The sequence below is a fragment of the Paenibacillus violae genome, from assembly GCF_032461945.1.
Classification (GTDB): domain Bacteria; phylum Bacillota; class Bacilli; order Paenibacillales; family NBRC-103111; genus Paenibacillus_E; species Paenibacillus_E violae.
The window spans coordinates 182,025-205,752 of sequence record NZ_JAWCUD010000012.1 but is presented as its reverse complement, the minus strand read 5'-3'; the positions used below and the strand labels follow the sequence as shown (position 1 = coordinate 205,752).

At 49.1% G+C, this 23,728-nt stretch carries 20 protein-coding genes, 1 pseudogene and 1 riboswitch; of the genes and pseudogenes, 9 read left to right on the top strand and 12 right to left on the bottom strand.

Translation table 11 applies throughout. The features are described from left to right. Nucleotides 1-23: 23 nt before the first annotated feature. The gene (tpx, locus tag RQP52_RS28895; protein ID WP_315955057.1) at nucleotides 24-548 is read left to right on the top strand and encodes a thiol peroxidase; all 525 of its coding nucleotides are present in this window, start codon (nucleotides 24-26) and stop codon (nucleotides 546-548) included. A 45-nt stretch (nucleotides 549-593) separates the two neighbouring features. Here the strand turns inward: tpx and RQP52_RS28890 are convergent, their stop codons facing one another. After that, nucleotides 594-1,496 (bottom strand): manganese catalase family protein, encoded by a 903-nt coding sequence (locus RQP52_RS28890; RefSeq protein WP_315955056.1) that lies wholly within the window; start codon nucleotides 1,494-1,496, stop codon nucleotides 594-596. A gap of 89 nt (nucleotides 1,497-1,585) precedes the next feature. After that, nucleotides 1,586-3,898 carry a UvrD-helicase domain-containing protein gene (locus RQP52_RS28885; protein ID WP_315955055.1) on the bottom strand — a complete coding sequence of 771 codons (2,313 nt, stop codon included), beginning with the start codon at nucleotides 3,896-3,898 and terminating at the stop codon, nucleotides 1,586-1,588. Between the two features lie 83 nt (nucleotides 3,899-3,981). Between RQP52_RS28885 and RQP52_RS28880 the strand changes: the two genes are divergently transcribed. After that, the gene (locus RQP52_RS28880; RefSeq protein ID WP_315955054.1) at nucleotides 3,982-4,884 is read left to right on the top strand and encodes a YihY/virulence factor BrkB family protein; all 903 of its coding nucleotides are present in this window, start codon (nucleotides 3,982-3,984) and stop codon (nucleotides 4,882-4,884) included. A gap of 348 nt (nucleotides 4,885-5,232) precedes the next feature. Here the strand turns inward: RQP52_RS28880 and uvsE are convergent, their stop codons facing one another. Continuing rightward, on the bottom strand, nucleotides 5,233-6,189 hold the full coding sequence (uvsE, locus tag RQP52_RS28875; RefSeq protein WP_315955053.1) for a UV DNA damage repair endonuclease UvsE: 957 nt from the start codon (nucleotides 6,187-6,189) through the stop codon (nucleotides 5,233-5,235). 190 nt (nucleotides 6,190-6,379) lie between these two features. Beyond that, nucleotides 6,380-7,792: a pyruvate kinase gene (pyk, locus tag RQP52_RS28870; protein WP_157323652.1), complete on the bottom strand. Its 1,413-nt coding sequence runs from the start codon at nucleotides 7,790-7,792 to the stop codon at nucleotides 6,380-6,382. Between the two features lie 119 nt (nucleotides 7,793-7,911). Here pyk and RQP52_RS28865 point away from each other — a divergent pair, with 119 nt between their 5' ends. Beyond that, nucleotides 7,912-8,700, top strand: a complete 789-nt coding sequence (locus tag RQP52_RS28865; protein ID WP_315955052.1) for a helix-turn-helix transcriptional regulator — start codon at nucleotides 7,912-7,914, stop codon at nucleotides 8,698-8,700. A gap of 23 nt (nucleotides 8,701-8,723) precedes the next feature. On the opposite strand, the gene RQP52_RS28860 is transcribed toward RQP52_RS28865, so the two are convergent. After that, nucleotides 8,724-9,455, bottom strand: coding sequence for a DUF3105 domain-containing protein (locus tag RQP52_RS28860; protein WP_315955051.1), 732 nt, complete (start codon nucleotides 9,453-9,455; stop codon nucleotides 8,724-8,726). 196 nt (nucleotides 9,456-9,651) lie between these two features. Here RQP52_RS28860 and RQP52_RS28855 point away from each other — a divergent pair, with 196 nt between their 5' ends. From RQP52_RS28855 to RQP52_RS28840, 5 genes and pseudogenes are all read left to right on the top strand, one after another. Beyond that, entirely contained in the window at nucleotides 9,652-11,097 is a 1,446-nt protein-coding gene (locus RQP52_RS28855) for a methyl-accepting chemotaxis protein (RefSeq protein WP_315955050.1), read from the top strand. A 53-nt stretch (nucleotides 11,098-11,150) separates the two neighbouring features. Then, nucleotides 11,151-11,260: riboswitch (TPP riboswitch) on the top strand. Between the two features lie 104 nt (nucleotides 11,261-11,364). Beyond that, complete coding sequence (locus RQP52_RS28850; RefSeq protein ID WP_315955049.1) at nucleotides 11,365-11,961, top strand: ECF transporter S component; 597 nt, start codon at nucleotides 11,365-11,367, stop codon at nucleotides 11,959-11,961. 83 nt (nucleotides 11,962-12,044) lie between these two features. After that, nucleotides 12,045-12,443 (top strand): annotated as a pseudogene (locus tag RQP52_RS36615) (ABC transporter ATP-binding protein); the annotation flags it as partial. 255 nt (nucleotides 12,444-12,698) lie between these two features. Beyond that, nucleotides 12,699-13,454 carry an ABC transporter ATP-binding protein gene (locus RQP52_RS36610; protein ID WP_407075623.1) on the top strand — a complete coding sequence of 252 codons (756 nt, stop codon included), beginning with the start codon at nucleotides 12,699-12,701 and terminating at the stop codon, nucleotides 13,452-13,454. Further along, nucleotides 13,445-14,242, top strand: a complete 798-nt coding sequence (locus RQP52_RS28840; protein ID WP_315955047.1) for an energy-coupling factor transporter transmembrane component T family protein — start codon at nucleotides 13,445-13,447, stop codon at nucleotides 14,240-14,242. The genes RQP52_RS36610 and RQP52_RS28840 overlap by 10 nt, the downstream gene beginning before the upstream one ends. A gap of 10 nt (nucleotides 14,243-14,252) precedes the next feature. On the opposite strand, the gene RQP52_RS28835 is transcribed toward RQP52_RS28840, so the two are convergent. Then, nucleotides 14,253-14,729 carry a hypothetical protein gene (locus RQP52_RS28835; protein ID WP_315955046.1) on the bottom strand — a complete coding sequence of 159 codons (477 nt, stop codon included), beginning with the start codon at nucleotides 14,727-14,729 and terminating at the stop codon, nucleotides 14,253-14,255. 152 nt (nucleotides 14,730-14,881) lie between these two features. Further along, nucleotides 14,882-16,492, bottom strand: coding sequence for an S-layer homology domain-containing protein (locus tag RQP52_RS28830; protein WP_315955045.1), 1,611 nt, complete (start codon nucleotides 16,490-16,492; stop codon nucleotides 14,882-14,884). 424 nt (nucleotides 16,493-16,916) lie between these two features. Between RQP52_RS28830 and RQP52_RS28825 the strand changes: the two genes are divergently transcribed. Next, nucleotides 16,917-17,495 carry a nitroreductase family protein gene (locus RQP52_RS28825; protein WP_315955044.1) on the top strand — a complete coding sequence of 193 codons (579 nt, stop codon included), beginning with the start codon at nucleotides 16,917-16,919 and terminating at the stop codon, nucleotides 17,493-17,495. 66 nt (nucleotides 17,496-17,561) lie between these two features. Here RQP52_RS28825 and RQP52_RS28820 read toward each other — a convergent pair whose 3' ends face one another. The 5 genes from RQP52_RS28820 to RQP52_RS28800 form a co-directional block, all read right to left on the bottom strand. Next, nucleotides 17,562-18,476, bottom strand: a complete 915-nt coding sequence (locus tag RQP52_RS28820) for a pseudouridine-5'-phosphate glycosidase (protein WP_315955121.1) — start codon at nucleotides 18,474-18,476, stop codon at nucleotides 17,562-17,564. Continuing rightward, nucleotides 18,473-19,594, bottom strand: a complete 1,122-nt coding sequence (locus tag RQP52_RS28815) for a carbohydrate kinase (RefSeq protein WP_315955043.1) — start codon at nucleotides 19,592-19,594, stop codon at nucleotides 18,473-18,475. The genes RQP52_RS28820 and RQP52_RS28815 overlap by 4 nt, the downstream gene beginning before the upstream one ends. A 146-nt stretch (nucleotides 19,595-19,740) precedes the next feature. After that, nucleotides 19,741-20,130 (bottom strand): hypothetical protein, encoded by a 390-nt coding sequence (locus tag RQP52_RS28810; RefSeq protein WP_315955042.1) that lies wholly within the window; start codon nucleotides 20,128-20,130, stop codon nucleotides 19,741-19,743. A 102-nt stretch (nucleotides 20,131-20,232) separates the two neighbouring features. Further along, nucleotides 20,233-20,850, bottom strand: coding sequence for a PH domain-containing protein (locus RQP52_RS28805; RefSeq protein ID WP_315955041.1), 618 nt, complete (start codon nucleotides 20,848-20,850; stop codon nucleotides 20,233-20,235). A gap of 131 nt (nucleotides 20,851-20,981) precedes the next feature. Beyond that, nucleotides 20,982-23,573 (bottom strand): Ig-like domain-containing protein, encoded by a 2,592-nt coding sequence (locus RQP52_RS28800; protein WP_315955040.1) that lies wholly within the window; start codon nucleotides 23,571-23,573, stop codon nucleotides 20,982-20,984. Nucleotides 23,574-23,728 lie beyond the last annotated feature (155 nt).

The following is a 23,728-nucleotide window of genomic DNA, read 5'->3' as shown; positions in this document are numbered from 1 at the left end:
TCAACCATTCAGGAGGAACTATCATGACACAAGTACAAGAACGCACAGGAGTAGCAACTGTTGGAGGAAATCCAGTCACTTTGCTAGGACCGGAGATTAAAGTTGGGGATAAAGCGCCTGATTTTACGGTGAATAAAGATCTTATGACAGAGGTGAGCCTGTCGGATTATGCGGGTAAAATAAAGCTGATTTCCGTTGTTCCTTCCGTGGACACAGCAACTTGCGATGCGCAGACGCGCCGATTCAATGTGGAAGCAGATAAACTGGGGGATAACGTTGTCATTCTGACGATTTCCGTGGATCTTCCTTTTGCGCAAAGCCGTTTCTGTGGGGCTGCCGGAATTGATAAAGTTATTACACTTTCCGACTACAAACATCGTAACTTCGGCCAAGCGTATGGCGTATTGATTAAAGAGATCCAGCTTGATCAACGGGCCATCTTCCTTGTAGATGCTGACAATACAGTTCGTTATGTTGAGTATTTAACCGAAATGAAAGAGCATCCGAATTATGACGCGGCGCTTCAAGCTTTGAGAGAGCTTGTTTAAATAAAAAAAGGACGAGGCAGGTTCATTCCTGTTTCGTCCTTTTTTTTATGCGTGAATACCGGCAGACTGCTGAAGTCTTGCGGCAATTTTCATGAAGTCTTCCGGGAAAATGCCAGGGGCAAACTCTTCCGGTGTGTCTGCATACTCTGGAATGGGGCCTCCTTCCGGAATGCCCTCCTTGACGATCAAATCGCCGCCATCTTCAGGATGTGTGCCTTTCCAGATCTGCTCCAGGTCGCGGTAGTCCTCATCGCTGAAGCGATACAAGACCCGGTGGACGCCTTTTTCCTCATACTTGCGAGTTTCGTTGAACGCTCTGTTGTCCAGGCTCGGAATGGGTATGAGTTTGGTCACGTCTGCACCGGTAGCTACTTCAAGCGCCTTGGCGTAAGCGACCACATGCACGCCTCCGCGAACTAGCAGGTAGCCGATCATCGCGCGAGCAACGGGGTGAGTGGTCATTTCGTAGACGCGCATTTTGTGTGTGCGAGCTCCGCACTCCAAGAAGAAGTTGTGCAGCAAATCTAGAATGAGATTACCGCTGTTAAACACATTTTCGCCGGTCCAAGCTTTGCCCATCGAGTCCACGGGAAGCGCATTTTGACCGGCAAAGATGAAATGCTGCGTATTGCGCACATCCTTGGCAGCTGCCAAAGGTGTTGAATCCGGATCACCTGGTTTCGTTGCACCAGCCAAACACAGGTTAATGGTGTGTGAAACGAGCTCAACATGGCCGAATTCCTCAGCAGTTATGCTGGAAATCAGGTCGTAGAAAGGTTTCAGCTTCGTCTTATTCTTGAAATTAAACGACTGAAACATGTAATTGTTCAGCGTGGACATTTCTCCGAATTTACCGCCAAGCAGCTCTTGTACAGCGGCTGCTGCGTTTGGATCGGCTGTTGTCGGCTGCGGAAGCTCAATAGCTAATCGATTGAATCTTTTGATCAAAATGATCCCCTCCAACTGGTCAGATACGGATGTATTCTAACCAAGCAGGGGTCATATCATGCAATCCCCCGAGCTGGCGAGCTGGCGGGCTAGCGGGCGAGTGGGACGAGCCTGCTGCCCTTGACCATGGCCCCGCCGCACAAGGGGCACGCCTTCGCCGTTCTCCGCGATTCCTGCGGCGAAGAAATGCGCGACCAGGCCTTGCAGCCGGCCTGGCCGCAAACCCACGCCGCGACCGACTCCGTCGTGGTGGGCTTCGTAACCGCCGACGTTCTCGGCGCGGCTGACTTCGTCACAGCCGCCGCCACAGGCTTGCGGCTGTCCGTCCCGTCCGCGTCAGGGAACGCGGACAGCAGGAAGCGGGAAGGCTCCGCCTTCTTCCCGCGATAATACGCCGGCGAGCTGATGAGCAGCTCGGCCTTGGCGCGCGTGACGGCGACGTAAGCGAGTCGCCGTTCTTCCTCCAGCGCGGCGGCGGTTTTGTCGCGCGCGGTGACGCCGGCCAGCTGAACATCGTTCAGCTGGTTCGCTTCCAGTGCCGAGCTATGCGGCATGTTGCCCTCGATTGCACAGAGCAAGTAAACCACTTTGAACTCGAGGCCTTTCGATTTGTGAATCGTCATGAGCGAAATTTTATTCGCAGCTTGCTCTTTTGGCAGTGCGCTCATTTCCGTGCGTTTTTCTGCGACTTCATGGATAAAATAAAGGAACTGCTCCACCGAATCAAAACGCTTGGCAGAGGACTCGAGCTCGTCCAGGGTCTCCTTCAGCATCTCCCGGTGATGCGTAAGCTTGCTGCGCTTATTCGTCTCCAGAAAGGCGTCGTAGAAGTCTTTGCGGATCGCCTGGATGGCTTCCAGCGGCTTCATTTCGGCAAGCGACTTGATTAGACGGATGCGGCTTTTCAGCTTTTCTTTTTGAAAATCCTTCAGCTGCGGCAAGCCCAGAAGGTGGATCAGCGGCCACTTTTTAGCCTGAATCGCCTCCTGTTCCTGAATAATCCGCATGCCTTGGTCACGCCCTATATATAATGAAGGTAGGACACCCTCTATCGCTTCAAAATTGCGGCGTTCATGAGCGATCCGAAGATGATCGATAATCGGCTTGACCATCCATTGTTCATAGAAAGAATCGCTGCTGCCATAGTCGACAAACGGCAAATTATGCAGAATCAACTGCTCAATAATAGCCCTGCTGTTGCTTTGCGTGCGGTATAGAATGGCAAAATCCCCAAACGTGCAGCCGCCTTCAGCGACCTTAACGCGAATATCGTTGATCAGCCAATCCGCTTCGTCATCGCTGCTGGCAGGCCTTACATACAACGGTTTCGTTTCACTTTGTTTGGTGGCTAGCAGTGTCTTGCTCTTGCGCTGGACGTTATGCCGAATAATAGCATTGCCGAGTCCAACGATACTCGAAGTGGATCGATAGTTAATATCGAGCGTGACGGTCGTCGCAGTAGGATACTGTTCATGGAATTGTAAAATAAATTCATTCCGAGCTCCATTAAACGAATAAATGGTCTGGTCATCATCCCCGACGACCATCAAATTTTGATGATTTCGAGCGATCATTTTAATAATCTCATATTGCACGGTGTTCGTATCCTGAAACTCATCGACGCTGATATAAGAAAACTTTCGCTCCAGCGAGCGCAGGATATCGCCATTGTCATTCAGCAGCTGATGCGCGAGAATCAAAATATCGTCGAAATCGATCTTCATCTGCTCCATTTTCCACTGTTCATATTGCAGAAAAATTCGCTTCATCTCCTGATCTTCTTCCGTATCTTCGGGAAGGTCGCTGACGTTGATCAGCTGCATTTTGTAGGAAGAGAGGATGGTAATGAGAACCTCGGGTTGATAGGTATCCTGAAGTCCCATGCTCAGCATGATGCGTTTGAAAACAATCTGCTGATAACGGCCGTCGCTCAGAATCTCCTGATTGAACCCATTCATTCGCAGCAACCGGAGGCAGAAGGCATGAAACGTCCTCACTTGCATCGAGTGAGTCATACTCGCATCCAGGCCAGGCAGGGAAGCGAGGCGCTCCCGCATTTCTTCAGCGGCTTTTTTCGAAAAAGTAATCAGCAGCACATTCGACGGATGCACCCGGTGAACGCGCAGCAAATAAGCGACTCGGCATACCAGTACGGTTGTTTTGCCAGAACCTGCTCCCGCTAACGTGAGAAGAGGACCCTTGAAATGGCGCACAGCTTGTACCTGCGCTTCATTCAACAAAATGCGATGGCGTTCCAAATCGCGGAAAAAATAAGCGTCCCGATCCTCGTCGGGCACAAAATCCGAGCTATTCGTTAACCGAGCCATCTGAGCATGCGGAATCTTTCGCTCAGCAGCCGGTTTAGAGCTTATTGGAGTAGGGTAAATAGATAGAGAGTTCATTGATAGGGTAATCACCTGTTCCTTGCAGGACTGAACTACCTATTTTATCACAATTCTTGAGCAATGAAAGGATAACTCCGCCAATGGTTATATCTAACTTAAAATTGCTCTGGCACCAATTCCAAAAGCACGATGCTACGGGGCTGGCTGCACAGTGCGCCTACTATTTCCTGCTGTCGCTGTTCCCGTTTCTACTCTTTATTCTGAGTTTGCTCGGGTATTTGCCGTTCTCATCTGACGATGTGGTGTCACTAATCAAAGACTACATACCAGGCGCCGTTTCCAGCTGGCTTGAGGATACCTTGACCAATTTGCTCGATGTAAAAAGAGGTGGGACCTTGTCCTTCGGGTTAATCCTGGCCTTGGTGAGCGCTAGCGCAGCGATGAATGCGATCGTGATAGCCGTGAATAAAGCCTACGGCTTGCCGGAGCGCAAAAGCTTTATTCACTCGCGTTTTTTAGCGGTTATGCTGACGCTCGGCATGCTTATTGTTATTGCTTCTGCGCTGCTTCTGAGCGTATTCGGCCATTGGATCGGCGACTGGGTACAGGCCCATGTTCATCTGGCGGCAACGAAGGTTAACGTTTGGAACAATCTTCGCTGGATTCTGAACTTCATTATCCTGTTCATAGTTTTCACAGGTATTTATTACATAGCTCCGAACACCTGTCTGACATGTAAAAGTGTGCTCCCCGGCGCCTTATTCGCCTCCCTTGGCTGGCAGGGGACAGGTCTGGGTTTCTCTTTCTACGTGAATAACTTTACGAATTATAGCGCCACTTATGGCAGTGTCGGGGGGATTATTGTCCTTATGACTTGGTTCTACATCTCCGCGCTGCTCATTATTATTGGAGGGGAGATCAATGCCCTGAAGCATGTGAAGATGCAGGAGCATGTTCATACGGTATCGTTGGATAAGCGGGATTGGCAGGATAAACAGGATAAAAAGGACATGCAGGATAAGAAGGATAGGACTGTGTGGTGACGCTCCGATTTCCAGGGCGAAGCCCCATACCACCGACTCCTAGAGGTGCGGTCACACTGACATAGCTGGAAAATCTACCTCTAATCCAAGCTGCGTCGGCTCAGGAAACGGAATAACTGGAAAAGCTCCATCTAAATCATCGGTGTTTCCGGAAAATGGTTCATTTTGAACAAATTAACGTTAGAGAATCCATCTATCTGTGCAAAAATGAATGAGACGAGGAAAATAACGGGAGTAATCGGCGTTAATACCTGTTGCTTCCCCTCACTAATCCCACGGCTCAACCGAACCCAAAAAACCGTAGAACCAAGCGGAATCCGCTCCGTTCTACGGTCTTTCTTTACCTATCTACCACTCCAAAATGCCTCCATCAATCCGCTTAATCCCCCGGATCTTACCCAGCTGCTCCGCCAGCTGGAATAGAGAAAGATCCTTCATCTTCGCCTCTATCATGACGTCGACGCGGTCCAGTCCTGCCTCCTTGCAGCTTTTGAGGAAAGCGACCAGCTGCTCCGGCTCAATGTAGTCAGCATGGGAGCGAAACTCCTTCGTGTCCTTGGGAGACTTCGGAGACGAAATATGGATTTTCATAGGGATATCGCCCCAAGTCTTCGCGATCTGCGGAAGCAGCTCCTGAGGTGTGGCCTCTGATGGGTTGCACCAATCATGATGCAAATCCAGCATACAGGGACGCTGCAACCGCTGGCTCACGGCGAGGGTTTCCTCGAGGGTGTAGGTTTTATCGTCATTTTCAAAAGTAAGCCGCTGCATGATGTGATCCGGCACCTCGGGGACCTTCGCAAACAGCCGCTCCGTCGCGGCGGCTTTGTCGCCGTACACGCCTCCGACGTGGATGTTGATGATGGCTGATTCATCCAGCCCCATCCCATCGAGAATAGCAGCATGGTAGCGCAAGTCTTGAATCGCCGCCGCAACCACCGAGTCGCTCCCGTTCAGCAGGGTAAACTGGTTGGGGTGCATGCTGAGGCGAATGTCATGTGCCTTGGCGAAGTCGCCGAGCTTCTTGAGCTCTTTTTTATATTCGCCGGCTACGTCAATTTGCACATCCGGATGCGTGGCGAGCGGAATGAGCGAGGAAGAGAGACGAAACAAGCGAATCCCATGAGCGGCATTGTAAAAGAGGATGCGCTGCGTGGCTTCGAGGTTTTTGCGTCCGATATCAATCGCACGCTGAAGGGCTTCCTCGCGCGGACGCTGTGAGAACAGCTTATACGTAAATGTCGAGCTGGGTGTATTATTAAAAATCGCGAGCGCAATCGATACGAATCCAAGTCGGATAATCATGGAGCCTCCCGTTAAAAGTGCATGATAAAGTTACCGTTAATTTGCCCCTTGGCTGAGGTTTTAAGGCATTAAAAGAGAAAAGACACCCATAAGGCGCCTTTTCTCTATTGTGGATCTCTTTGTTCTCTCTGATCCATCTATTCTCTCTTTTTATCCGATTCTCTCCAAACGATCCTTTAAACCAAACGATTTATACCCGCTCAACCTTCAACAGGTTGGTTGTTCCCGATTTCCCCACAGGAACACCTGCGGAAACGACGGTAAGGTCGCCTTTTTTCACGTAGCCGAGGGTTTCGGCATGTCCGATAGCCGAGCGAATCATCGCATCCGTCGATTCGCAGAACTCGCCATGGATGGGGATTACACCCTGTACCATGCTAAGCAGATTGATCGCGTACTCGTTGGACGTTACCGCAATAATCGGCGCCTCCGGACGATACTTGGCAATCATCCGTGCGGTAAATCCGCTCTCTGTAGGCGTCAGAATCGCTGCAGCCTTCAGCTTATTCGCAGAAGATACAACCGCTTGGCACAGCACTTCCGTCACTTCGTTGTTCGATTGCAGCTGTGCATCGATCATGGAGCTGCGCTCCATCGTCTGCTCAACGCGCTCGGCAATTGTCGCCATCATCGTCACGGACTCGACGGGATATTTGCCTGCTGCGGTTTCGCCGGAAAGCATGACCATGTCACTGCCGTCAAGGACGGCGTTAGCGACATCGCTCACTTCTGCACGCGTCGGACGCGGGTTACGCTGCATGGAATCCAGCATTTGCGTTGCTGTAATAACCGGTTTGCCGGCTAGATTACAAGCACGGATCATATCTTTTTGCGCGATAGGGACTTCTTCTGTTGGAATTTCTACCCCAAGATCACCGCGCGCAACCATGATGCCGTCGGAAGCCTCGAGGATAGAAGCGAAGTTCGTCATGCCTTCTTCATTCTCAATTTTGGAGATAATCGGCGTATTGCCTGCGCCATGCTGCTCCAGAATGCCGCGAACTTCCTGAACATCGTTCCCGTTACGCACGAATGACATGGCGACGATGGAGATGTTCTCTTCGATACCGAATTTAATGTGCATCACGTCACGTTCAGTTACACCTGGCAGAGATGTGCGAACACCTGGCAAGTTAACGCCTTTACGCTGCTTCAGAACACTTTGGTTCAAGACGCTGCAGATGACTTCCGTGCCATCGATGGATTCAACGCGAAGCTCAATGGAGCCGTCGTCGATAAGCACAAGATTGCCTGGCTTAACGTCCTGCGGGAGGCCAGGGTAATTCACGGAAACGCGGTTGCCGTCCCCGACAATTTGTTCTGTCGTCAGGACGATGCGATCGCCGGCTTTCAAATCATAGGAAGCATCTTTCAGTTGTCCGATGCGGATTTCCGGTCCTTTGATATCCATCAGAATCGGAACGACAACACCTAACTCCTGAGCCGCTTGACGAACGCGCTGAATGCGTCCGCGGTGCTCATCCAAATCGCCATGAGCCATATTAAGTCGGGCAACGCTCATACCGGAGCGAATGAGTTCCTTTAGAGTCGGGACGGAATCGCAAGCAGGTCCCATGGTACAAATGATTTTCGTTTTACGCATTGTTTAGGACTTCCTTTCGTTGTGGACGAATCAATTTTGGCTTCATTATATGCCTTATTTCGACAAAATTCCATGAAATATAGTATGCTATATGAAAAATAGTATGCAGGTGGTGGAAGATGAAGGTAACAAGTTACACGTATGATAAAAGCAGCAATTGGTATGGGGAATCACAGGAGGGGTGCGAGGATTGGACGCTTGTGCTTGTTACTTACGGCCGCTGCGTTTATTGGATCGAGGAAAAAAAGCAAGTGCTGGAGAAGGGGCAATGGCTGCTCATCCCAAGCAGTATTCCCTTTTACGGACGAAGTGTTCCAACCATGCTGCACGAAAAATATGTCGTTCAATTTGATCCGAGAGCCGTTCAAGCTCATGCGTCATTTCCGCTTTTTAAGCTGTCCAGCGCCACAAGTCGATTCACGAGCAAATATGAACTGATTCTCGACCGGCTGCGACATATCCATCAGCAATGGCAGGACAAACAGCCCTATTATCAGACGCTGTGTGAAGCGCTGCTAACAGAGCTGTTCGTTTATTTGCACAGAGAGTGGGACCAAGAAGCTGCAACGAGCGCCACGCTGCAACTAGTCGAGCAGATGAAGAGTTACATCCAGAACCACTACCGGGAGCATGTCAGTAAGGAGGAACTGGGTGTCTGCATTAGCAGATCGCCGAACTACACAGCTACCCTATTTCGCAAAGTGACAGGACAGACGATCAGTGAATACGTGCATGCAGCCAGGATCAAAACGGCTGTGTACATGCTCAGGCATTCGGCGTTAACGGTGACGGAAATATCCGATTTCATCGGGTACAATGACCCGTCCTATTTTTATCGTGTGTTTAAAAGGTTGACCGGACTAGTGCCAACTGATCTGGTTTCCGACCGCGAAAACGTCCGTAAATAGCTGGAGTTCGTCTACTTGGATGGTTACATCGTTCCGCCGCCACGGCGCACTTCAGGCGGGATCTTCTCAGGACCTTTATCGATATACTGGTAAATGAAAGTTCCCACGCTGGCTTCGTCAAACTTAGGAAGCTGCATCGTTTTCGTCCAGGCCGTTACGACAACCTCTTTATCGCTGGGCACATCCGGGTTAGGCACAGCCAGCACACCGGCGCCTGCTTGTTTGAAGTGGCTCAAATATTCGAGGCGATCCTTGAGTTCTTGAGGTGCATCGGGATGATAATAGATGATGATGTCACCGTGCTCCAAGTTATGCACAAGCATAGCATATGTCGGTTTTTCCTTGTAAAAACCGAACTTTAAGTCATGGGGGCTATGCGTGCCTGAAGTCGGGATTTTCATCTCGTAGGTCAGCATACCCTCATCATGATTGCGCCCGTAATCCTTATCCGTCGTGACCTCGATAGGCGCATTGTAATTAAGCTTTTCGACGCTATATTTGTTGGATGAAGACTGGATCAGAGAAGTTCCCAAAGAACAAACGGCCAAAATCATAAGAGTATGAGAGAGAAGCATCCAAGTCTTGCGTTTTTTGTGCAGGGCCTGCTTCTCGGCCTTTTTCAGCTTGCTCGTGTTCGCTTTGTTCGTCTTCGCGGCAAGCACGTAACCAAGGATGGCCAAAATGAAAAGAGCAGCCCCTATATAAATTAGAATTGCAGTAATATCCGGTCCGTTCTGTATGGTGCTAGTGTCCATTCGATATGAGCTCCTTTACGTTATAATCCGTCATACACTACATATTGTAGTTTCGATAGAGACAAGAAGTCAAATTCTTTGTAAAGATCCCGTTTTCGGTATACAAAAAGGAGGATTTTCCCTTTCAATTGTTGAATGATGTAAGTAAATGTCTATTTTTGTAGAAAAATTTATAGAAAAAAGGGGGGAAGACCAAATGACAGCGCAGATGCTGGAACTACATAAAAGAAACGGATTAATGGTGAAGCTGTTATGGGCTTGTTTGGTGTTAGGAATGGGGGCTTCCTATAGATCCATGGGAGTCGTTATGACGCTGCTGACTTTTGGAGCGCCTATTGCGCTAATTTGTACACTGCTGATCTGGAGGAAAATCGGGGTCACTTACACCAAGTATATCATTGCCATAGGCCTTAATGTGATTTCATATTTCTTCATGACGCATAATATCGCTTTGTCCAGCATGCTTATCTTGTATTTAAGTTTAGCGCTGGTCTCCTTGTATATGGATTATAAACCGTTACTGCTTAATGGCGTTATCGGGATCTTAAATTTGAACTATTTCTGTTCCACGTTGTCAGGTCCAATTGACTATATTGCTATCAATGTTTTTTATGTGCTAATCATCATTACGCTAATAGGTCAAGGCCAGATAGGAAGCCGATTATTAAGCCGTGTAGCACAGAGCGCTCGGGAGTCCGAGGTGTCACGCATGAAGACGGAAGAGGTTCTGACAGGCGTCCGTACGACAACAGAGGCGCTGGGAACTTCCAGTAATACGCTTCATGAAAATGCATCCGTGACAGGCAGAATCACAGAAGAAGTTGTTGCGGCTTTCCAAGAAATTTCCATCGGTATTGAATCTCAAGCAACTTCCATTACAGACATTACAACGGCTATCCAAGAAGTGAATGAGACGGTGGAGATGACCTCTTCCGCATCGAACACGATGAGCAGCAGATCCAGGGATACAGCCCGCATGACGAATGAAGGTAAGAACCAAATGGAGGATTTGACGCATAAAATCAAGGACATCACCGTGATCGTAACGGAAACGTCCAACATCATGAATGAAGTGAACGAAGAAAATGTGAAAATCGGAAATATCGTGACAACGATTGCCGATATCGCGAATCAAACGAATCTGCTGTCGCTCAATGCGTCCATCGAGGCTGCACGAGCCGGGGAACATGGCAAAGGGTTTGCGGTAGTTGCCGGTGAGATTCGGAAGCTTGCGATGAACGCTCACGTAGCTTCAACGGATATTTCAGAGATTCTAGGCTCCATTCAGCAGAAGGTGGAAACCGCTGTTGAGAAAGTAGCTGTCGGCAAGCTAGCGGTAGAATCGGGCAGAAAATCAGCGGAAAGTGTTGATCAGCTATTCGAGGTTATTAACACGAATACAGCTGAAGTCATGGAGCAAGCCGAGAATTTGCAGCGCATGAACCAGCAATTGCAACTATCTTCCCAGAAGGTGGCCGAGGAGATGACATCCGTGGCAGCCATTACGGAAGAGTCCGCCGCATCCGTGCAGCAAGTGCTTGCTAGCGCGGAAGTGCAGCAGAAACGGGTGGAAGATATTGTTGACAGCATCCGCCAGTTATATGGATTGACATTGGATTTAAAACTTTTGATGGAAAAATAATTTCTCCTAAGGCATTGCTAAATATCGGTTAATCCGCTACAGTTAAGCCAAATGAATAGCAACACGGGTGCTTGATGAAGTCAGGCTGAGATAGTGGCCCTATGCCACTGACCGTTAATCTGATCTGGGTAATGCCAGCGTAGAGAATTGGAGTGCCTCTTTTTGCACTAATTTTATGCCTGCCGCATCCCGGTAGGCTTTTTTTGTCGTGTTCGCCTATCTCATTTTAACAAAAAAGGTATCCAGGAAAAGGAGTGGGAAGAAGAAATGGCACAAAAAGAAACAAGAGCAAAAGGGTTAAAATTGACCGATATTTTGGTTACCATCGTGATCGCGGCAGTATTTGGGGTGATTTATCGCATATGGGGACCCATGTATGATCTTCTAAAACCGATCGGTCTGCATGCAGAGCAGTTAAGCTACGGCATGTGGTTCATGGCGGCTACATTTGCTTTCCTCGTTATTCGTAAACCAGGCGTCGCCTTATTGGCTGAAGTTGCAGCCGCGACAATTGAAGCCCTTTTTGGAGGATCATGGGGAGTATCGACGCTTGCGTATGGCATTCTTCAAGGGCTTGGCGCAGAGCTGGTCTTCGCGTTTTTCTTGTATCGCCGGGCGAATGTGGGTGTAACAGTCCTAGCATCCTTCGCATCCGCAGCGCTTTCCTTGCTTGTAGATAAATATTATGGCTATATCGATCAGCTAACGTTCTGGAATTATTGCTTATTTATTGGGCTTCGTCTCGCAGGCTCCGCCATTATAGCTGGGGTGTTCGCCTATTACTTGGCTAAAGCATTAGCTCGCACGGGCGTGCTGAACTTGGTTAGACCCGTCTCAAAGAACGATTACGATGTACTGGGGTAATGCGGATGAGCGAGGGCATGGGGGTTACCAATCTGCGGTTAAAATATCCCGGTGACGAGGTTCCCCTGTTATTTCAAGGGGTTTCCTTTTCAGTAATGCCGGGGGAAAAGGTGCTGCTGCTCGGGCCAAGCGGCTGCGGGAAATCGACACTGCTCCAAGTGCTGAGCGGGATCGTTCCCGATATTATCGAGATTCCGCTGAAAGCGGATAAACTTGTCACACCAAGCCGCTGGGGGTACGTGTTTCAAGATCCAGACGCTCAGTTCTGCATGCCGTATGTGGATGAGGAAATTGCTTTCGTTTTGGAAAATAGGCAGGTTCCCCGTGAGGAAATGCCGGAACGGATCGCGCATTATCTGAGCTTAGTGGGGTTGCACCTGGAAGACGCTCATACCTTAATTGGTCAACTGTCACAGGGGATGAAGCAGCGATTGGCGATTGCAAGCGTCCTAGCGCTGGAGCCGGAAGTGCTTTTTCTAGATGAGCCTACAGCGTTATTGGATGATGAAGGCACGGGGCTTGTTTGGGAAACGATCCGGTCCATTAGCGCTGACAAAACCTTGGTCATTGTGGAGCATAAAATCAGCGGCATTCTCGATCTCATCGACCGTTTGATTGTTCTCTCTCCGGATGGGGAGATTTTGGCTGATGGCTCGCCACAAATCGTATTTGAAAGGTACAAAAGGCAGCTTGCCGACTACGGGATTTGGTATCCGGGCGTTTGGAGCGAACTTAACATGGAACGCTTAAGCAGGAGCAAGTTGCCCGCGGAAGTCGAAGCTGATGCTGAGAATCGGCAGCCGGTCATGTCCTTTCGCGATTTTACCGGGCTTCGCGGCGGAAAGATCAAGACCTCTGTGGATAACTTGAGCGTCTATCCCGGTGACTGGATCGCGATCATCGGTGCTAACGGCGCCGGCAAAAGCTCGCTCCTGCTCGCCATCATGCGGCTCATCCCGACCAAGGGCAGCTGCTGGATCGATGGCGTGAAGGGCAGCAGAATCGAGCAGCTTGCGGAGCAAGTCGGCTTCGTGTTCCAAAACCCCGAATTCCAATTCGTGACAAATTCGGTAGAAGAAGAACTGCTCTACTCCCTGCCGGAGGCGGAGGGAGGGAAGGATGCACAGCAGGCTGCTCTGGAGGAGCTGCTGCGGCAGTACGATTTGCTCGCGCTGCGCAAGCGGCATCCGTTCCAGCTCTCGATGGGCCAGAAGCGCCGCTTAAGCGTAGCTTCTGCGATGGTTCGCAGCCCGCGTATCCTGCTGCTGGATGAGCCCACCTTCGGGCTCGACGCACACGGTACGATGCGCATGTTGGAGCAGCTGGAACGGCTGCGCGCAGGCGGGACCGTCATCGTGATGGTGACGCACGATGAGGAGATCGTCAAACGCTGCGCCACACGCGTTTGGCAGGTTAAAGCGGGCTGTGTGACGGAACAGTCTGCGACTTTCGCAGCACAAGCCGAGGAAGGGGCGCCGATGGTATGCAAATAACGTTCACGTATCGTGAAACCTGGCTGCATCGGGTTAATCCGGGAGTGAAGCTTGTCCTGTCATTGCTTCTGTTTGTTCTTGTTGTATTCACGCATAATCTGAATACGATGATGTATTTAACGGCGGGCGCCTTGGTGCCGCTGTTCGTTTATTCAGGCCAGCCGCTGCGGCGTCTGCTGCTGTATGCTTCGCCGTTCCTGCTCATTTTTATCTCCTCCGCGGCGGGGATGATGATGTTCGGCAGCGGGGATACAGAGTGGTTTCGCCTCGGATTCATCCGAATCACGGAAGAAAGCTTTTACCGCGGTCTGCATCTGGGCTTCCGCGGCTTACAGGTTGCCGCTGTCGGCTTGCTGTTCAGCTTGACGACACGTCCTGTTGCCCTGTTCTATGCGCTGATGCAGCAGTGGAAGGTGGCGCCGAAGTACGCTTACAGCTTCCTTGCCGCTCTTCGCATGCTGCCGCTTATGCTTGAGGAATTCCAGACGCTGCGTTACGCGCTCAAGGTGCGGGGCAGGAAGCAGAGACGCAGTTGGCTGACAGGTTGGTACACCTTGATGCGCATGTATGCCATACCGCTTCTTGCGCAGAGCATCCGTCGCGCTCACCGGACAGCTGTGGCCATGGAAGCGAAGCGTTTTTCTACACAAATCAAACGAACTTATTATTATCAATCCAGCTATTCTAAGTTAGATTTTTATTATCTGATGTACTGGCTGCTTCTTGTTATCTTCGCGTTTTGGGCGGGGACGGCGTGGCCGATTTGGAATGCTTTCGATGTACGATAAAGGAAGTCGGCTATTGCCCCCATTTGAGTGCTAATGTTACCTCACAGCAGGGGATGTCAGGGGTTTGCGGATCAATCGTAAACTTCACGGAGCTTGGGGAATAACTAGTGACAACAGCAGATTTCACGCCGAAGGAGTGGACAATACGATCCACTTCTTTTTGATTGCCCTGTTGGGCATGTGTCATAAGCTCGTGAGCGATGGCGGGTTCAGATAGCTTTTGAATGAGAAGCGAAGCGTCCTTAAGCAGATGATGAGAAGATGCAATCGAGTTGGATAGTATTTTAGAATCAACCGTTGGATAATCACGAGGAATGATCGTATTTGTATGGAAATAGGGAAAATGCTGCTCCCAACCTGTCCAAACTTCCAACTGATCTTGGTGTTCATACTGGCCATTTAGTCGAATATAGGACGAAGCGGACACAGTCGGGGAATGACGATATAAAGGCTGTTGAGGAATGAAATAAGCAGGGTAGTTGTACATGGGACGGACCCCTTTTCTTAAGAAGTTGAGCTTGCGCATGCATTAGCAATATATGTGAGATGGGCATGTTGGTGCATGTGAGGCACAGAACGCAAAAAAAGACCGCCACAAAGTAGTTACACTACTTCGGGCAGCCCATTTTGAAAGTGTGATTAGTTGCGTTTTAGTGTTACATAGCTTACTGCTTGTTGGCCGGATGGAGCTACAATGGATAATTCAAAAGAAACGACGTTTCCTTCAACGTGAACCATGCCATTGTCGCCAACCGTTACAGTACCTACTGGGTTGACTCCGTCACCTTTTATAGCTCTGGCAACAATAAGTGTGCCAAGTCCAAAGTTATAATCGGCAATCTCATTGTTTTCGTATTTGATACCAAAATTATCTATTAGAGTAAGATCCATTTCTGTATATGGATTAATGTCAGCTGTGTAGACGCCGTTACTAACCGTCATCGTTTTCTTGATGGAAGTTTCATCGGCTTTAATTTGTTTCACACTAATCGAATCATTCGTAACCGTTACGGGTACGTGCAATTGTTTGGAATCGTTATTACCGATTTTGACAACCACAGTGACATCCGCTGTACCGGCTTTGTTGCCGAGTACGTAGGCGTGATGGTCAGCAGTTAGACCTACTTTAGCAATACCAGTGTTCGATGAGAATACGGATTGAACAATCCCTGGAACGGCAACAATGTCGCCGCTAGCGTTTTTCACTTGAATTTTGATTTCTTTAGCAAATTTACTTTGTGTTGGATCTTCGGCAATCGCCTTTGTGATCGAGCCAGTTGCTGAATCTGTTAGACCGCTATCGATTACAGCTGCCAATGTGTAGTTATCTTCGATAGTAACATTACCATTGTCAATAGGGGCTACGCTGAAGCTTCCAGTAGCTGTTTTAATCGTAGATGCGTCAAGGCCGCCAAGTGTTACTGTATAATCTCCTGTAGCAAGGGCAGCGTCAACAGCAAGCGTTGCTGTAAGGCCGTCTGTCGACCAAGTCGAAGTTGCAGGAACAGTAGTCGTGCCGGTTTTAAGTGTGAATGTTGCTTTGGCTGTGTCTACTTTAGTATTCAGTGTAACTTGAACCTGTTTATTGTCGGATGAAGCTTGAACTTTTGTAATCGAAATAAGGGCTTTGTTGTCATTGTCGAAAGCTTGCTGTGCTACGTAAGAGCTAGTAACTAGGTCAGCGCGGTTAGCAGCTTGATCACCGGATTTTCCAGTTGGGTGAATGCCAAGTTCTGTTGCTTGTTTCACAGCATCCGCATACCAAGGTGTGCCTGTTACGGAAACAGTTTTCCCTAGTCCTTTAAGCAGCAAAGTGTCGAGCTGACCCGCAGTGACAGAATCGCCAGGAACGAAGGTTGTGTCGGTAACACCGTCGATCAATCCAGCTTTTTTCGCAGCTTCGATGTAAGGAATTGCCCAACCATTAGCGGAATCGTCCGCATGGACATCAGTAAAGCTGGATACCTTAACAGTAAGATCGACAGGAATGTCGTAAATCAGCGTTGCTACTTTTGCAAATTGTGCACGAGTCATGTTTTGCGTAATACCGAACGTGTCTGAGGATACACCTTCGAATATATCGGATGCCAACATAGCATCGATTTTGGCTTTTAATGAAGCATCAATACCGGCCAAATCTGTGAAGTCAGCGCTTGTTTTGCCAGCTGCAGAAGCAGGGTGTGTTAGGACAGTGGATGTGAACAAAGAGAAAGCCATAGCAGCTGTCGCAATCATCGTTAATTTTTTCATGTAGATGTAGTACCTCCTAGGTATAAATATATGATTCTAGCAAGCAATCTTGTTCGTTCTGTTGCTATAACTATAGCTTGCCTGATAGCCATTGTCATTGTCAAATTCTTGGCAGTCGAAGAACGAGAGTGCTAAAAGTGAACGAAAGTCGGCTGTTTTTTCACTTTCCTCTAACATAGACGTCAATATGGCTAAAAAAGTTTCTGTAGTTCTACTAAGCTTCCCAAAGAAATTCTCATAAGATACCCAAGCCTGATGGAGCTGGAGATTTCTCCGATCCGTCAGGTTTTCTTATTGTCATATTGTCCTATACCATTATTTTTGAGTGACCTGTATGTTTGCTGTTGCAGGATCGTACATATAACAATAGACTTAGAGTAGGTACATTAATGAAGTGCATTTCTAAGAGTGGAGTGGGAGAAACATGGAATTGAAAGAAGCAATCCGCAATCGCCGAAGTATCGGGAAAGTCAAACAGGATCCTGTTGACAAAGCGCTGATTGAAGAGATATTGGAAGCAGGCACTTGGGCGCCAAACCATTGCCATACTGAACCGTGGCGGTTTTGGGTCATGACGGGCGAAGGCCGTGGACTGCTTGGAAAAGGGTATGCGGAGGTCGCGGCGTCTGAAGCCGACCCAGCATTGACGGAGGAAGAGCTGGCTGTGCTCAAAGGCGCTCAGATGAAGAAAGCTTTCCGCGCACCTGTGGTCATCGCCGTGGCGGTTACGCCTTCGGCACAAGCCGTTGTGCCGGAGATCGAAGAGTACGCGGCTGCACATGCCGCCGTACAAAATATGCTCCTGACCGCGCACTCGCTCGGTCTGGGTGCGATCTGGCGGACGGGAGCGCCGACCTATCATGCGAAAATGCGCGAAGCCTTCGGCCTCGGCGCGAAAGAGGAGCTTGTCGGTTTCATCTACCTCGGCTACCCGGACATGGCTCCGCCGCCGAAAGCAGCGCGTACACCGTTCGAGCAAAAAACGCTTTGGGTCAGCGAGTAGTCTTCGCTGACAAATAAAAAACCCTCCATGTCCACGATGATCGATCGTGAGCATGGAGGGTTTTGTTTATTTGCTCTTGAGTGCAACCGCAACCTTCGCGGCGGTTTCTGCATTGTGGTACACGAGCGCGATGTTCGTCTCCAAGCTGCGGCCTTCGGTCAGCTGCTTGATACGCGCTAGCAGGAAAGGCGTGACCTTCTTGCCGGTCACGTTCTGATCTTTAGCTTCAGCAAGCGCCTGCTGGATGAAGCTTTCGATCTCAACATGGTCCATTGCGGATTCCGCAGGGACCGGGTTGGCGATGATGGCGCCGCCAGCAAGGCCGAGCTCCCACTTCGTGCGGAGCATGGCCGCAACGTCGACTGCCTCATCGAGGCGGAAGTCTACGCCGTAGCCGCTTTCGCGGGCGTAGAAGGACGGGAACTCGCTCGTTTTGTAGCCAACCACGGGAACGCCGTGCGTTTCCAGATATTCGAGCGTGCGGCCAATATCGAGAATGGACTTCACGCCTGCGCAGACAACAGCAACGTTGGTCTGAGCCAGTTCAGTCAAATCGGCGGAGACGTCCATCGTCACTTCGCCTTCGCGGTGAACGCCGCCAATGCCGCCGGTAGCGAACACTTCGATGCCTGCAAGTGCAGCGCCGATCATTGTGGCTGCGACGGTTGTCGCGCCGATTTGGCCCGACGAGAGGATGTAAGGGAAGTCGCGGCGGCTGACTTTTTCCACATGAGGGTTCGTCGCGAAAGCTTCGAGCTCCTGCTCGTTCAAGCCGATCTTGATTTTACCGTCCATGATGCCAATCGTAGCCGGAACGGCACCGTTATCGCGGATGATTTGTTCGACCTTTTTGGCCATTTCTATATTTTGCGGGTAAGGCATCCCGTGAGAAATAATCGTAGTTTCTAAGGCCACAACAGGTTTATTGTTCGCCAAAGCGTCTTTCACTTCATCAGTAAACGTTAGGTAAGTTGTATTCATAATAGGGATTCGTCTCCTTTGGTCAAGTGATGTAGGGTTTGTTGCAGTCGTTCTTCCGTCAGCTCGCTCGCGACAGATTGGTCGGTTTGAAGCGTAATATGTGAAGCAGCGAGTCCATACATACACGATTCCATATAGGTGGATTGCCGCATGACCCCGTAAGCAATACCGGCGACAAAAGCATCGCCTGCACCTGTGACCTCCACAACCTTGGTGGGAATGGGAGGGAAATGCCGCTCGCCTTCCTCGCCGGCATACATGACGCCTTGACTGCCGAGCGTAATGAAGACGTGGCGGACGCCGCGAGCGAGGATCGCTCCTGCAATCGTGCTGTAATCGCTGTTGTTGCTGCTGTTGCCGGGCGCGATACCTGCCAATTGGCAAGCTTCTTCCCAATTCGGGAAAATCGCCGTTACACCGTGCAGCTCTTGAGGGAGCTTTTTGGCCTTTTCCGAAGACACGGGATCGATAAATAGCGGCAGGTTTTCTTCTTTGCATCGATCAATCAGCTCGGCTAGAGTCTCGGCGGGCAAATTTGTATCCGCAATGACGAGCTTGGCAGAAGCCACATGCGGCCATTTGTCCCGCAGCAGAGCAGGTGTACATTTATCGTAGATGTCCATATTGGCAAAAGCGAGGAACATCTCGCCTGTCGCGTCGAGCAGCGCTGTGTACGTCCCGGTGTTCTCACCCTGGAGTACGATGGCTTGACTGACATCAACACCGCGCTTCCGCGTTTCTTCTAGCACCCATTGGCCGGCCTTATCATCGCCAACAACCGTGAGCAGCGCCGTCTCGCAGGTGAGTCCCGCAAGCGTCTCAGCGATATTGCGAGCAACACCACCGCACGATTCCGTCACAGTGACTGGATTCGAAGAGGCCAAACGGATGGCTTGCTTGCTAGTCGCTTTGCTGTCTAGGTTCGCACCGCCGATACACATGACCGTATTCTCATCCGAGGTTACGTATGCGCGCCCGCGGATCGTCCCTTTCTTGGTCAGGGCCGCGATGTAGCCGGCGACAGCGGAGCGGGAAATGCCAATGATGCTGGCCATTTCATGCTGAGAGATGAATGGATTTTGACGAATGAGCGCTAAAATTTGCTGTTCACGATCCATGAAATGACTCCTTTCGATCGTTGACTACACCTCTAGTTTATATCAGTAACGGACAAATGTCCAACACTTAAACATTTGTCTGTAATGCGTTCGCAAATGAAAAAGAGCCTGTTTCCCGAAACCGGGAACAGCGCTCCTTGAATGGCTTATTCCGAATAAGAAGACTCCGAACGGCTTCGGATACCGAGCAGCCCCAGCAGTCCCAACAGGCCGATATAGCTCCATCCGCCCCATCTCTTATCTGCTTTGTCCTGCGTAGGAACCATTAATGCTTTCATCGAGGTTGGCGGTGTAAGTCCATATGCCGCGGCATGTTGATTCATATCCGTAGTCATATGCAGTCTTGCCTCTGCCCCAGGCATACCGAATGGATTGGTTTGATAAAAAGTGGGCGAACCTTGCTTGGCCGCCTCCCAGCTTTCAGCAGATGAGATCATTTGCTGATTATGAGGATGCTTGCGATAATGATGAGCCCCAAGCAGGACGGTGATGCACAGAAATGAAATCAAAGCTAGTTTCATAAATCGGGGAAACATGTTTCATACCTCCAAGCACTTCTTAAATAGTGGCCTGTTAATGCAGGTACGGTTAGCTTCCCCTATGCATGAAATTTTATGTATGAATAAATGAGGACAAGGTTATTGATTAATGAATTTCTCAAAAACGAAGCCGAAATCCTTCACTTTGTACTGCTTATGCGTGCTTACGAGCCAGTCGAAGGCGCCTTGATTCACCTGCTTGAATTCCTCAGAGAGTTTCTGCCCCTCGGTTTTCGTCGTACGGTTTAATGTGGCGGAAGCCAGCTCGATACTTTGCTTCGCGTAGTCAAGGAAGTGCTCGTTCTCCTGCGTAATTTCCGAAATTTTAAACAGAGCTTTATACAGGTCTTTCAGTTCTTCAACATGCTTTTTGTGAACATCAATCGAGAAATGGACAGAACCCAGCACGAATTTGATCTCCACATCGAGATCGACCGTACCTGCTGTTTCGAAAGAAACTTGGGAAAGGGCATACTTGCTGTAAGGGTAGCGGTTCAGCACCCGTTTCTTGCTTATGGCACTCGTGCCGTCAAGATGAATTAAAGCTTGGTTCGTGAAGCAGTATTCATCCGATTTGGATTTAATCAAAAAGAAAATTTTCTCATTATCCTCATGCATAACGTAATCATCGGCATCGACCTTATCGTAATTTTCAGGCTTGATCACGGAACCTACATCACTTAACCCCAGAATATCAGCTGCTACTTTACCAAACATAACATCAATCCTCTCATGAACAAATAAATACCTATTAAGTATAGTACAAAATATGGAAAGCAGGCGAGTGTTATGACGCAAAAAAAGGCTACCCAGAAGTAGAAGCATCTACTTGAGGATAGCCCTTTGCTTTATTTGGTAACCGTCACTTGAACCGTTGTTCTCATGTTGGAATACGTCACTGTAATTCTTGCAGTTCCTTTGCCGGTTGCTTTGATGATGCCGTCTTTCACATCTGCGATCATGATATTCGATGATGTCCACAAAGCTGGTTTCGTGACATCTTCTTCAGATCCATCCGTGTATGTGGCTAGTGCTTTAATGTTGGCTGTGCTGCCTTCTTTGAGTTCGACTTTGACAACATCGGTTTTCAAATATTTCAAAGAGTCGATTTCCACGGGAATAGCGACCATTTTGCCGCCGAAAGATCCGGTGATTGTTGTCTTACCAGAAGCTGTAGGTGTGAAAAGTCCATTTGTCACGGTACCCAGCTTATAGGCGCTAACTTTCCATGTCGCCGATTCTGTGACATCTTTCGTTGTGCCGTTCGACAAAGTTGCTGTCAATTTAATTTGGACTTGCTCGCCTCGTTTTGTGACGATGAAAGTCTTGTCTGCTGTGAGTCCTGCAACTACGCCGATTTCAACCGGGATCGAAACGCTTTTGCCGCCATAAGTTGCCGTAATGGTTGCTTTCCCTCGGGATACCGGAGTTACAACCCCTTTGGATACCGATACAATCGCGTTGTTGCTTGTTTTCCACTCTGCATCATTGGTAACTGTACGCGATGCGCCTGAGGAATCGGTAGCCGTCAGAACGATCGTGCGTGTTTCATTCATATCAAAAACCAGATTAGCTACATTCGCCGTTAGATCACTTGCCATATCGATTTGAACCGGAATAGTGACTGTTTTGCTGTCTAGTTGAGCTGTCAATGTAGCTTCCCCAGAAGCTATAGCTTTCACAACTCCGCCGTCCACCGTTGCGGTTTTCGCATTGCTGCTGGTCCAGATCACGTCGGAAGTCACATCTTTCTTCGTTTCATCCGTGTAAAGCGCTTCGGCTTTCAAGTTAACTGTGTCGCCTTTTTTCATAATCAGCTTCTCTTGGCTGACCGTAAGGCTCTTCAAAACGCCTACAGACACTTGAATCACCGCTGTGCGCGTTCCATATTTCGCCGTAATGGTCGCTGCGCCTGTCGCAAGACCGAAGATTTCGCCATTCTGAGCTTCGGCAACGTCCTTGGAGCTGGTTGTCCACTCGGCTTTGTTCGTGACGTCCACCTCGCGACCGTCCTTGAAAGAGGCCATCAAAGTGATTTTGTCGGAACCGCCGATTTGTAGATTAACGGTTTTTTTGCTTGGTTTGATAATTGTAGGGATATCAACTTCCACTTTCGTAGTAGTTGTTTTGCCACCGTATTTTGCAGTTACTGTAGCGATACCGGGTTTGTATGTTGTGATTTTTCCTTTGATAACGAAAGCTACGTTCTCATCATCCACGCTCCAGTCGGCACTATCCGTAACGACTGCGCTTGTGCCGTCGGCATAGGTAGCGTGAAGGACTAGCTGCTGCTCTTGTCCTGTTTGTAAGGAAACAAGATCGGTATCTACAACCAAGCGGCGCGGAACCTCTACGTCTACATTGGCCACAACGGATTTATCCCCGTATTTCGCATAAATCTTCGCTTCACCGATTGCGATCGCAGAGAGCTTTCCTTTTGAAACTTGAACGATTTCCTCATCACTGGACGCCCACTCGGCCCGATCTGTGATGTCTTCCGTTTTTCCGTCAGCATATGTAGCGGTTAATTTCAATACGCCAGTAGCATCTTTCTTCAGAAGCAAATTCTGTTTATCTAATTCGAGTTTGAGGGTGCTGTCCACGTCAACCGTAATTGTCGTAGATTTGGTACCGTAAGTTGCCGTTAGGTTGGCTGTTCCAACGCTATAGCCTGTAACTTTACCTTTGATAGCGTCGGCGACATTAGGTTTATCTGTTGTCCAAACCACTTTTTCGGAAACGTCGGCCATATCGCCGTTTGGATAAGTCGCCTTGATTTTAATATCGGCTGTTCCGTTCAAGAGCAAGGAAACGGTTGAGCTCTCCGCGTCAATACGGCGGACAACCTCAACATCAACAGGAACGGTCATGGATTGGTTCATATATTTGATCGTTACGTTTGCGCTGCCTGGATTTTGTCCTTTTACCAAACCGTTGGTAACAGTAACGATGGAGCTTGTATCTACCGTGTAGTCTGCTTTACTCGTCACATCCTCGGACGTGCCGTCATCGTAATAGGCGGTAATTAACAGCTGATCTGTGCCATTCAGACGAAGCTCGAGAGAGCGTTTATCTGTCGTTAACGATTTTACTTTTTTGCTTACAGTGACATTCACGATTTCGGTTTTACCCATATAAGTAGCCGTAATAACAGCTTTTCCTTCTTTTTTGGCTGTCACTACACCTGCATAGACGGAAGCAACATCTGTCGTACCGGAATTCCAATCCGTTTTGACCGTTGCATTCTCAGTAGATCCACTTACGAAAATAGCAGTTGCCGTTAGATTTGCAGTATCCCCAACTTGCAAAGCAAGCTCATTCTTGTTCAGGACGAGTTTGGAAATCTCATCAGCGGCAAAGGCGTTTCCTGCGATTAAAGATTGACTGGCCAAAATGAAAATGAATACCAAGGATAACCACTTGCTGTGTCTAAACCTCACGTTAATAATCCCTCCGATATCGTTCCGTAATAAGTTATGAATGAAAAACTGGGAACCTATTTAGTATCGGATAATCAGAGATCGAAATGAATAGCTGTCACAATATCTACCGAATTTTAACCTTGGGATGATAAAAAAAGTTTCCTTTTTTCATA